Consider the following 10,735-nt stretch of genomic DNA (forward strand, 5'->3'; position numbering starts at 1 on the left):
CCCCCCCCCCCCCCCCCCCCCCCCCCCCCCCGAATCAACCCCACACCCCGCAAACCCAGATCCGTTAACGGGTGTGGTGGGCTGGTATTTTTTTATAAGAGAGTGGGGTTGGTCAGGCCCCGGAGGGGGCCGGACAGCGGCCCGGACACGCGCCCGGCGCGGTACAGGGGCCGGGGGTGTGGAGCCGCGGGGCGAGGTGCTCGGTCGCGGTCATGGCTCGGAGCGTGTCAGTGGGACCGGACTGGGTCAAGCCCCGCCCGAGGGCCCGCCTGGAGGCCGTCACACCCCGGCTGATCTGGGGTTTCGTCGCACCAGGCGGCCGAAAAGGGGTGGCTGGATTTCATAGGGCCGCAACGCCGTCGCCATGCGGGTTTCGCGAGGCGGGGGCGGGTGCCCGTCGCGCCGCGCGGAGGTGGGCTTCCCCCGCCCGCCCTTCCACCGTTCCCCGGGGCCGGTGGGCGAGGTGTCCCGTTCCGCACGGCCGGGGGCGGGGACGGGGGCTCATCTGAGAGGGGGAGATCACATCCGGTGGTTCTGGTCTGGCTTAAGCGGGCCGCCCTAGAGTTCGGGCCATGACGGTCCTGCCTGACGACGGGCTCTCCCTGGCCGCCGAGTTTCCTGACACGACACATGAGCAGTGGCAACGCCTCGTCGAGGGCGTACTGCGCAAGTCGGGCAAGGAAGTCTCCGGCGAGGCAGCGGAAGCAGCACTGTCCACCACGCTCGAAGACGGGCTCACCACCCGCCCGCTGTACACGGCGCCCTCCGGCGCGGACGCGAAGGCCGACACCACCGGGTTCCCCGGCTTCGCGCCCTTCGTCCGCGGCGGCACCCCGGACGGCACCAGCACGTCCGGCTGGGACGTGCGCCAGCGGATCGCGGGCAGTGACCCCGTACGCGTCAACGAGGCGGCACTGGCCGACCTGGAGAACGGCACCACCTCCCTCTGGCTGACCGTCGGCCGCCACGGGCTCCCGGTGGCGGAGCTCGGCCGCGCCCTGGACGGGGTGTACCTCGACCTCGCGCCGGTCTGCCTCGACGCCGGCGCCGAACACGCCGAGGCGGCACGGGCGTTGCTCGCCCTGTACGCGGAGCGCGGTGTGGCCCCGGAGGCCGCCCGCGCCGCGCTCGGCATCGACCCGCTCGGGCACGAGGCCCGTACCGGCGAGGCCCTGGACACCGCCCCGGCCGTCGAGCTGGCCCGCGAGGCGGCCGCCTCCTGGCCCGGCGTCCGCGCCCTGGCGGTGGACGCCCTGCCGTACCACGAGGCCGGAGGCTCGGCCGCCGAGGAGCTCGGGCTGTCCCTGGCCACCGGCGTCGCCTACCTGCGCACCCTCACCGACGGCGGGCTCTCCGCCGAAGCCGCCCTCGGCCAGCTGGAGTTCCGCTACGCGGCGACCGCCGACCAGTTCCTGACCATCGCCAAGCTGCGCGCCGCCCGCCGCCTGTGGGCCCGCGTCGCGGAGGCCTGCGGGACCCCGCAGGCGGGCGCCCAGCGGCAGCACGCCGTCACCTCGCCGGTGATGATGACGCGCCGCGACCCGTGGGTGAACATGCTGCGGACCACCGTCGCCTCCATGGCGGCCGGCGTGGGCGGCGCGGACTCCGTCACCGTGCTCCCGTTCGACGCCGAACTGGGCCTGCCCGACGCCTTCGCCCGGCGCATCGCCCGCAACACCTCCACCATCCTCCTGGAGGAGTCCCACCTGGCCCGGGTGATCGACCCGGCCGGCGGCTCCTACTACGTGGAACAGCTCACCGACGAACTGGCGCACGCCGCCTGGGACTTCTTCCAGACCGTCGAGCGGGCCGGCGGCCTCGCCGCCGCCCTGCGCTCAGGCTTCGTCGCGGAGCGCCTCGCGGCCACCTGGGCCGCCCGCTCGAAGAAGCTGGCGACCCGCCGCGAACCGATCACCGGCGTCAGCGAGTTCCCGCTGCTGTCGGAGAAGCCCCTCGTCCGCGAGGCCGCCCCGGCCGCGCCCACCGGGGGCCTGCCCCGGGTGCGCCGGGACGAGGCGTACGAGGCGCTGCGTGCCCGCAGCGACGCACACCTGGAAGCGACCGGCGCCCGCCCGAGGGTGTTCCTCGCCGCGCTGGGCCCGGCCTCCGCGCACACCGCGCGGGCCACCTTCGCCTCGAACCTGTTCCAGGCGGGCGGCATCGAGCCCGTGCACGACCCGGTGTCGGTGGACGCGGCGACCGCCGCCGAGGCGTACGCGGCGAGCGGCGCGGACGGCGTGGCGGTGCTGTGCTCCGGTGACGCGCTGTACGAGGAGCAGGCCGCGGAGGTGGCGGCGGCCCTGCGCGGGGCCGGCGCGACGACCGTTTTCCTCGCGGGCAAGCCCGGCACGTCGGCCGGGGCCGTGGACGAGTACGTCTTCGCCGGCTGCGACGCGGTCGCCGTGCTGTCCTCCGTACTCGACCGGATGGGAGTCTCGTCTTGAGCATCCCCGATTTCTCCGAGCTCGCCCTCGGCACGGCCGCCCCGGCCGCCACCGGGGACCAGTGGCGCGCGGCGGTGAAGGAGTCCACCGGGGCCGCCGCGGGCGACCTGGTGTGGGAGACCCCCGAGGGCATCGGCGTGCAGCCGCTGTACACGGGGCGGGACCTGGAGGGCCTGGACTTCCTGGGCACGTACCCGGGCGCGGCCCCGTACCTGCGCGGCCCGTACCCGACGATGTACGTGAACCAGCCCTGGACGATCCGGCAGTACGCCGGTTTCTCCACGGCCGAGGAGTCGAACGCCTTCTACCGGCGCAACCTCGCGGCCGGCCAGAAGGGCCTGTCGGTGGCCTTCGACCTGCCGACGCACCGCGGGTACGACAGCGACCACCCGCGCGTGACGGGTGACGTCGGCATGGCGGGCGTGGCGATCGACTCGATCTACGACATGCGCCAGCTGTTCGACGGGATCCCCCTCGACAAGATGTCGGTGTCGATGACGATGAACGGCGCGGTGCTGCCGGTCCTCGCCCTGTACATCGTGGCGGCGGAGGAGCAGGGCGTCTCCCCCGACAAGCTCGCCGGGACCATCCAGAACGACATCCTCAAGGAGTTCATGGTCCGCAACACCTACATCTATCCGCCGAAGCCCTCGATGCGGATCATCTCGGACATCTTCTCCTTCACCTCGCAGAAGATGCCGCGGTACAACTCCATCTCCATCTCCGGCTACCACATCCAGGAGGCGGGGGCCACGGCCGACCTGGAGCTGGCGTACACCCTCGCCGACGGCGTGGAGTACCTGCGAGCCGGGCAGGGCGCCGGGCTGGACGTGGACGCGTTCGCGCCGCGCCTGTCGTTCTTCTGGGCGATCGGCATGAACTTCTTCATGGAGGTCGCCAAGCTGCGCGCCGCCCGCCTGCTGTGGGCGAAGCTGGTGAAGCAGTTCGACCCGAAGAACGCCAAGTCGCTCTCCCTGCGCACGCATTCGCAGACCTCGGGCTGGTCCCTGACCGCGCAGGACGTCTTCAACAACGTGACGCGCACCTGCATCGAGGCGATGGCCGCGACCCAGGGCCACACCCAGTCGCTGCACACCAACGCCCTCGACGAGGCCCTGGCCCTGCCGACGGACTTCTCGGCGCGCATCGCCCGCAACACCCAGCTGCTGCTCCAGCAGGAGTCGGGGACCTGCCGGTCGATCGACCCGTGGGGCGGCAGCGCGTACGTGGAGAAGCTGACGTACGACCTGGCGCGCCGGGCCTGGCAGCACATCCGGGAGGTCGAGGCGGCCGGCGGCATGGCGCAGGCCATCGACGCGGGCATCCCGAAGCTGCGCGTGGAGGAGGCCGCGGCCCGTACCCAGGCGCGGATCGACTCGGGGCGCCAGCCGGTGATCGGCGTCAACAAGTACCGCGTGGAGAACGACGAGCAGATCGACGTCCTCGTCGTCGACAACTCCTCGGTGCGCGCGCAGCAGATCGCGAAGCTGCGCCGGCTGCGCGAGGAGCGCGACGAGGCGCGCACGCAGGACGCGCTGCGGGCGCTGACCAACGCGGCCGAACGGGGCGCGGGCCAGGGCCTGGAGGGCAACCTGCTCGCCCTGGCGGTGGACGCGGCCCGGGCCAAGGCCACGGTCGGGGAGATCTCGGACGCCCTGGAGAAGGTGTACGGGCGGCACGCGAGCCAGATCCGTACGATTTCCGGTGTGTACCGCACCGAAGCAGGCGAGTCCCCGTCCCTGGAACGCACCCGTGCGCTCGTCGACCGGTTCGAGGAGGCGGAGGGCCGCCGTCCGCGCATCCTGGTCGCGAAGATGGGCCAGGACGGCCACGACCGCGGCCAGAAGGTGATCGCCACGGCCTTCGCCGACCTGGGCTTCGACGTGGACGTCGGCCCGCTGTTCCAGACCCCGGCGGAGGTGGCCCGCCAGGCCGTCGAGGCGGACGTCCACGTGGTGGGCGTCTCGTCGCTGGCGGCCGGCCACCTGACCCTCGTACCGGCGCTGCGCGAGCAGCTCGCGGAAGAGGGCCGTGAGGACATCATGATCGTGGTGGGTGGTGTCATCCCGCCGGCCGATGTCCCCACGCTGCTGGAGATGGGCGCGGCGGCGGTGTTCCCGCCCGGCACGGTCATCCCGGACGCGGCCCACGACCTGGTCACGCGGCTCGCCGCGGACCTGGGCCACGAGCTGTAGGCGGACGCGGGATGCCCCCGAAGATCGACATCGACGTGTACGTGAAGGGCGTGCTCGACGGGAAGCGCGCGCACATCGCGCGCGCCATCACCCTCGTCGAGTCCACCCGGGCCGACCACCGGGCGCTGGCGCAGCGGCTGCTGACGGAGCTCCTGCCCCACTCGGGGAAGGCGCGCCGGATCGGCATCAGCGGGGTGCCGGGGGTGGGCAAGTCCACCTTCATCGACGCGTTCGGCACGATGCTGACGGGCCGCGGGCACCGGGTCGCCGTCCTGGCGGTCGACCCGTCGTCCACGCGGACGGGCGGCTCCATCCTGGGCGACAAGACCCGGATGGAGCGGCTCGCGGTCGACCCGTCGGCGTTCGTCCGGCCCTCCCCCTCCGCGGGCACCCTGGGCGGGGTCGCCAAGGCCACCCGCGAGTCGATGATCGTGATGGAGGCGGCGGGCTACGACGTGGTCCTGGTGGAGACGGTCGGCGTGGGCCAGTCGGAGACCACGGTCGCGGGCATGGTCGACTCCTTCCTCCTCCTGTCCCTGGCACGGACGGGCGACCAGCTCCAGGGCATCAAGAAGGGCGTCCTGGAGCTCGCGGACGTCCTCGCGGTGAACAAGGCGGACGGCCCGCACGAACGCGACGCGAAGGCCGCGGCCCGGGAACTGTCGGGCGCGCTGCGCCTGATGCACCCGGCGGACGCGGCGTGGACCCCGCCGGTGCTGACGTGCAGCGCGCGGGAGTCGACGGGGCTGGAGGAGGTCTGGAACCGCCTGGAACAGCACCGGGTGCTGCTGGAGGCGGGCGGCCGGCTGACCGCGAAGCGGGCGACGCAGCAGGTGGAGTGGACGTGGTCGATGGTCCGCGACGAACTGCTGGAACGGCTGCGGGCGGCCCCGGCGGTGCGGGAGCTGGCGCCCGCCCTGGAGGCGGGCGTCCGGGAGGGGACGGTCACCGCGACGTCGGCGGCGGAACGGATCCTGGCGGCGTTCGCGGGCTGACGAGGGGTGCGGGGCCGGGGTGCCGGTCCCGCACCCGGATCATCCCCGGTGTCGGCCGCGCCGGCGCAGCGAGACGCCGCGCAGCAGCTCCGCGCCGCGCATCCGGTCGCCGTCCACCATGACGTACAGCCTCCTGAGGCCGGCCAGCGCGGCCAACGGCGCGACGTCGACGGTCGCCTCGCCGGTGAACTCCTCCACGATCCGGCAGTCGACCAGCCCGGGGAAGGCCGTCGCCAGCTGCCTGAAGGTGTGCTCGGAGGTGCTCTGCCCGTCCCCGTAGAGCCCCAGGCTGGTGACACCCGGCAAGGCGGCGCCCTCGGGAAGGGAGGCCAGCGCCTCGATGGACACCGTGAGGTGGTGCAGGGGCAGGGCCAGCAGTTCCTGCCAGTCGTCGGCGGTGACCGGACCGGAGGCGGCGTTGAACCCCAGCCGCGTCAGCCCGGTGAACGCCCCGAGTCCCTTGAGCCCGTGCGTCGGAGAGGTGTCTCCGTCGATCTGGAGCGAGCGGAGGGGGGCGCCGCCGGGCAGGTCCCCCACGGACCAGCTCGTCCCGGCCGGGCCTCCGATCGTGAGGACCTCCAACCGGGACAGCCCCGAGACCGGGCGCAGGTCACAGTCCGGCCGCAGATGGAAGATTCCGAGCTCGGACACGGGCAGTCCGTCGAGCGCGGAGAGGTCCGTCAGCTGCGCGCACCGGGCGAGGTCGAGGGTCACCGGCGCGGACTCCGGCGTGAGGAAGGCGAGATCGGACGTCGTCATGCCGTTGAGCTGGAGGGTCGTGGGGCGGCCGCGGCCCAGGAACCGCGCGAGGGCCCTCGAAGAGACGCCCTCTCGGACGTCCAGCTCCCTCGGACGCAGTCCGAGGCGCTCCAACTGCACCAGTTGCTCGTCGGACCGGACGGTGTAGAAGAGACCGTCCGGATCCAGCCGTGTGATCACCTCGTCGGCGTAGTCGGCGCAGTCGTAGCGTGCCCAGGCCCACATGAGCTGGGAGCGGACCTGGTGGTGGGGGTGGCCGGCGAACCGGGCGAGCAGGGGGAGGGCGGCCTCGGATGCCACGTGTGAGGCCGCGATCACCACGTGATAGGCGTTTTCGTCGGTGAGTCCCTCCGGGCCGGGGAGGAGTCCCAGGACCAACGGGCCGACCTCGGCCAGGGCCCGGGCCTCGTCCTTGTTGCGCGGCGGGATGAGGGTCGCGGTGCGCGCCTCCACCTCCGCCCGCGTCTCGGGCGCGAGGGTGGTCGCGTGTTCCAGGCAGGCCGCCGCCAGCAGGTAGACCCGCGCCTGGGTGCGGTGGTCGGCCGAGGCGTCGCCCAGGGCGAGCAGGTCACGGAAGACCGCCACGCGTTCGGCGGGCCGCGCGAGGGCGACCGCCATGCGGATGACGTCCTCCCACTGGTCGTCGCCGGCGTGGGCGATGAGCAGGCCGAAGTCTCCCTCCTCGACGGCCGCCCTGGCGCCCAGGAAGTCCTGGAACGTGCGGTGGACGAAGTCCACCGTGTCGGGGCCCGGTTCGCGGAGCAGTCCGCTGCGCTGGAGGAAATGCTCGAAGACCGCGGGCGCCTCGCCGAGTGCCGCCGCCTCCGGGACGGCGGGGAGGGCACGGGCGATGATGTCCTCGGCCCGCGAACGGTCCATTTCCGTACGGCCGTTCTTGATCAGCCAGTACGCGAGCCGCTGGAGCAGGTCGAGCTGGGGCTCCTCCCGCAGGTCGGGCACGCGCATGTCGCGTTCGCGGTCGCGGCGGCTGATCAGCATGGAGAGGGCGGCCTCGTAGAGGTCCTTGCGGCCGAGGGGGAGGTAGCCGCGCCGGTCGCGGTGGAGGGCGCAGATCAGGCCGCACATCAGGGGGTTGGTGGCGAGGCGGCCGAGATCGGGCTTGAGGCGTACGGCGGTGAGGAGCTGGCCTTCGTACCCCTCCAGCTCCTTGTCCTCGTCGGCGCCCTGACGGGCCGCCGCGTGCCAGCGCCTGATGAAGGTGGCGGTCTCGGCGGGGCCCATCGCCGAGAGCGTGAGCTCGGTGAAGCCCTCCTCGGCGAGCCAGTCCACGCCGACGGCGGAGGGGCGGGAGGTGACGAGCCAGCGGTTGTCTCCGTCGTACAGGTCCATCAGGTCCCGCAGCCAGGTGCGCGTGCGGGCACGCTCGGCGTCGGGGACCTCGTCGATGCCGTCGACGAGGACCAGGCCACGGCCCGCCGAGAGCACCCGGTGCACCCACCCTTCCGGCTGGGCGCCGGCCAGCGGGAGACCGGCGGCGGACAGGAAGCCGCTGGGGTCGGGCAGCCGTTCGCCGTGGCGGGTCAGGGTGCGCAGGGGCAGGACGAAGGGGACGCGGTCCTCCAGGTACGCCATCTGCGGCGGGAGGTCCTGCCGGGCGGCCGAGACGGCCAGCCACTGCACGAGGGTGGTCTTGCCGGATCCGGCTTCGCCGCGCAGCAGGACCCGGCGGCTGGTCGCCAGGGCCTGGTCGGCGGGCTGCGCCGTGGGGGCGTGGGCGAGGGCCTTGAGGATCCGCTCGGCCCTGTCGGCGTCTGTGGGGCCGTCCGCCTGGAACACGCCCGAGGGGAAGTCGTACGGGGCCCCCGGGTCGAGCTGCCTGGCCGGGACCGCCGTCAGGCCGGCCACCGGTCCGGTGGCTTCCAGGCTCAGGTACGCCGCGTCCAGCGGCCACCGGGTGGGGGTGTGGGCGAGGTCGATGCCGTAGATCGTCAGCTTCGCGTGCCTGCGTGCGACATACGGAAGGTACTCCGCCTCGAACGCCGCGTCCCGCGCGCCCGGGAGCGGGTCGCGGCGGATCAGTTGGTCCACCTTGGCCGTCAGCTCCGCGATGCCCCGGGTCTGCTCCACCAGGGCGTGCGCGACGAAGGTCGAGCGCTGGGTGAAGAAGTGGAGGATGTGCAGGCAGGCGGCTTCGAGCAGGCGCTCGTGGAAGTACGTTGCGTCCGCGCTCAGTTCCCGCTCGGGACGGCCGGCGGCACGGCGGAGTTCGCGCGCGAAGGCCGAGGTTCCGAGCCGCACGGCCTCCACGTCGCTGAGCGTCAGGTCGCCGAGGGCGTGCAGGGTGGTGGCGAGGGCGTCGGCCACCGCCTGCTGTTCGTCGGCGGTGACGGGGCGTTCGCCGTGGCGCAGGGCCTGGCGGACCAGCTTGGCCGCCAGGGTGCGCAGGTCGGACTCCGTCAGGGAGCGCTTCTCGCCGCGGAAGGAGACGTATCCGGAGATCCGGACCGGTTTGTCGACCAGGCCCGCGCCGGGGCCCTCCGTGACGAAGAGCTTCCGGACGAGCGGGCCGATGGCGGCCGAGGCCAGCCGCGTGCCGATGGTCCCGGGCTCCATGCGTTCCCCCCGCAATGTCGTGACCCTGCGGGGGGAATCCTAGGGCGTCCGGGGTCCGGCCCGCCCGGGACGGCTACGCGTCGACCAGGACCGGGTCCTGCTCCGACAGGGCCGCGCGCAGGACGCGGGCCTGCTCGACCGGGTTCTCGGAGGCCAGCAGGGCGGCGAGCACCGCGATGCGGGCCTGGCCGGCGCGCAGGGTGCCGGTGGGAACGGCTCCGGCGGCGACGAGGTCGACGGCGCCGCCGTGCGTGTAGATCTCGGTGACCGGGCCGGCCGGGACCCGGGTGGTCAGGGCGACGAGGACGCCGCGGGCCACGGCCTCCCGGACCGCGTCGACGATCTCCGGGGTGGCGTTCCCGGCGCCGGTGCCGACGAGGACGACGCCGCGGGCGCCGGCCGCGACGGCGGCGTTCAGGAGCACCGGGTCGCCGTCGGCGTGGTGCATCACCATGTCCACGCGCGGCGGGAGCTCCGGCATCGCGGGCAGCGGGAGGGCCTGCGGCCGCTGGGGGCCGCGCAGCACGGTGACCTTGCCGAAGCCGATCTTGCCGAGGGGCTCCCGGGAGGGGTCGGCGAACGCGTCCAGGGCCACGGCCTGGGTCTTGATGGTGCCGCGGGCGGCGTGGACGCGGCCCGCGAAGGAGACCAGGACGCCGAGCCCGCGCGTGGTCGCGGCGGTGAGCAGGGCGTCGTAGAGGTTGCCGGGCCCGTCGCCCTCGGTGGAGCCCATGGGCAGCTGCGAGCCGGTGAAGACGACGCTGCGGGCGTCGTGGTGGTGCAGGTCCACGAGGAACGCGGACTCCTCCAGGGTGTCCGTGCCGTGGGTGACGACGATGCCGTCGACGGTCGGGTCGGCGAGGACCTCGTGGACGGTACGCAGCAGGGTCAGCTGGTGGGCGGTGGTGAGGCGGGGGCTGTTCACGCTGAAGAGGTCGACGACCTCGACGGTGATGCCCTCGGGCAGCGGCGCGGTGGCCATGACCTCGCGGCCGCCGGCCTCGGCGGCGAAGCCGGAGCCCGTCCACCGGCTGGCTATCGTTCCGCCGGTGCTGATGACGACGATGCGCCCCATGACCACCCTTCCCTGTTGTCTGGGCCCCGCAGCGGGGCTCGCACAAAGTTGCCAGAAAGGGCAATGATAGTGAGATCTACGCGCAATGCGATTGCGTGTTATAAGGCAGCCATGATAAATCGTGGGGGATAATTGCGTGATGGACGCCATCGATCGTGAAATCTTGCGCGAGCTCCAGCGCGACGGACGACTCAGCAACCAGGAGCTGGCCCAGCGGGTCGGCCTGACCCCCTCGCCCTGCATGCGCCGGGTCCGGCAGCTGGAGCAGGACGGGGTGATCCAGGGGTACCGCGCGGTGATCGACCCCGAGGCGGTGGGCCGCGGGTTCGAGGTGCTGGTGTCGGTGGAGGTCCGGCGCGACCGGGAGGCGGTCGAGGCCTTCGAGGCGGCCCTCCAGGAGATCCCCGACGTGATCGAGGCCTACCGCCTGTTCGGCAGCCCCGGCTGCCTGCTCCGCATCGCCGTCACCGACCTCCGGGCGTACGAGCGCCTGTGGATCGAGCGTCTCACGGCGCTCTCCGGGGTCACGGAGGTCAACTCGCAGATCATCATGAAGCGCATCAAGGAGCCGACGGGCCTGCCCGTCTGAGCTCGTACGGGGCCGCTCGGCGGGCATGGGGGGGGGGGGGGGGGGGGGGGGGGGGGGGGGGGGGGGGGGGGGGGGGGGGGGGGGGGGGGGGGGGCGGGGGGCGG

Annotated in this window: 6 protein-coding genes; 4 read left to right on the forward strand and 2 right to left on the reverse strand. The window is 73.4% G+C overall.

Features of this window, described 5'->3' with window-relative positions; genetic code table 11:
* The first annotated feature begins 572 nt into the window (after window positions 1-572).
* From WDV06_RS33925 to meaB, 3 genes are read left to right on the forward strand one after another with little or no spacing between them, the layout of a single operon-like run.
* Window positions 573-2,444, forward strand: a complete 1,872-nt coding sequence (locus WDV06_RS33925) for a methylmalonyl-CoA mutase family protein (RefSeq protein ID WP_395513663.1) — start codon at window positions 573-575, stop codon at window positions 2,442-2,444.
* Window positions 2,441-4,639 (forward strand): methylmalonyl-CoA mutase, encoded by a 2,199-nt coding sequence (scpA, locus tag WDV06_RS33930; protein ID WP_395513664.1) that lies wholly within the window; start codon window positions 2,441-2,443, stop codon window positions 4,637-4,639. The genes WDV06_RS33925 and scpA overlap by 4 nt, the downstream gene beginning before the upstream one ends.
* An 11-nt stretch (window positions 4,640-4,650) precedes the next feature.
* Window positions 4,651-5,634, forward strand: coding sequence for a methylmalonyl Co-A mutase-associated GTPase MeaB (gene meaB / locus WDV06_RS33935; protein ID WP_395513665.1), 984 nt, complete (start codon window positions 4,651-4,653; stop codon window positions 5,632-5,634).
* A 39-nt stretch (window positions 5,635-5,673) separates the two neighbouring features.
* Here the strand turns inward: meaB and WDV06_RS33940 are convergent, their stop codons facing one another.
* On the reverse strand, window positions 5,674-8,967 hold the full coding sequence (locus WDV06_RS33940; protein WP_395513666.1) for an NACHT domain-containing protein: 3,294 nt from the start codon (window positions 8,965-8,967) through the stop codon (window positions 5,674-5,676).
* Window positions 8,968-9,040: 73 nt separating this feature from the next.
* On the reverse strand, window positions 9,041-10,042 hold the full coding sequence (locus WDV06_RS33945) for an asparaginase (RefSeq protein WP_395513667.1): 1,002 nt from the start codon (window positions 10,040-10,042) through the stop codon (window positions 9,041-9,043).
* Between the two features lie 139 nt (window positions 10,043-10,181).
* On the opposite strand from WDV06_RS33945, the gene WDV06_RS33950 reads away from it, so the two are divergent.
* Window positions 10,182-10,631 (forward strand): Lrp/AsnC family transcriptional regulator, encoded by a 450-nt coding sequence (locus tag WDV06_RS33950; RefSeq protein WP_395513668.1) that lies wholly within the window; start codon window positions 10,182-10,184, stop codon window positions 10,629-10,631.
* Window positions 10,632-10,735: the final 104 nt, after the last annotated feature.

The sequence above is a fragment of the Streptomyces racemochromogenes genome (assembly GCF_044129415.1).
Taxonomy (GTDB): domain Bacteria; phylum Actinomycetota; class Actinomycetes; order Streptomycetales; family Streptomycetaceae; genus Streptomyces; species Streptomyces racemochromogenes_A.

Excerpts from the sequence above, each read along its gene's own strand:
- WDV06_RS33950 (WP_395513668.1), top strand. The coding sequence starts at position 10,182 with ATGGACGCCATCGATCGTGAAATCTTGCGCGAGCTCCAGCGCGACGGA.
- WDV06_RS33945 (WP_395513667.1), bottom strand. The coding sequence starts at position 10,042 with ATGGGGCGCATCGTCGTCATCAGCACCGGCGGAACGATAGCCAGCCGG.
- WDV06_RS33940 (WP_395513666.1), bottom strand. The coding sequence starts at position 8,967 with ATGGAGCCCGGGACCATCGGCACGCGGCTGGCCTCGGCCGCCATCGGC.
- WDV06_RS33925 (WP_395513663.1), top strand. The coding sequence starts at position 573 with ATGACGGTCCTGCCTGACGACGGGCTCTCCCTGGCCGCCGAGTTTCCT.
- meaB (WP_395513665.1), top strand. The coding sequence starts at position 4,651 with ATGCCCCCGAAGATCGACATCGACGTGTACGTGAAGGGCGTGCTCGAC.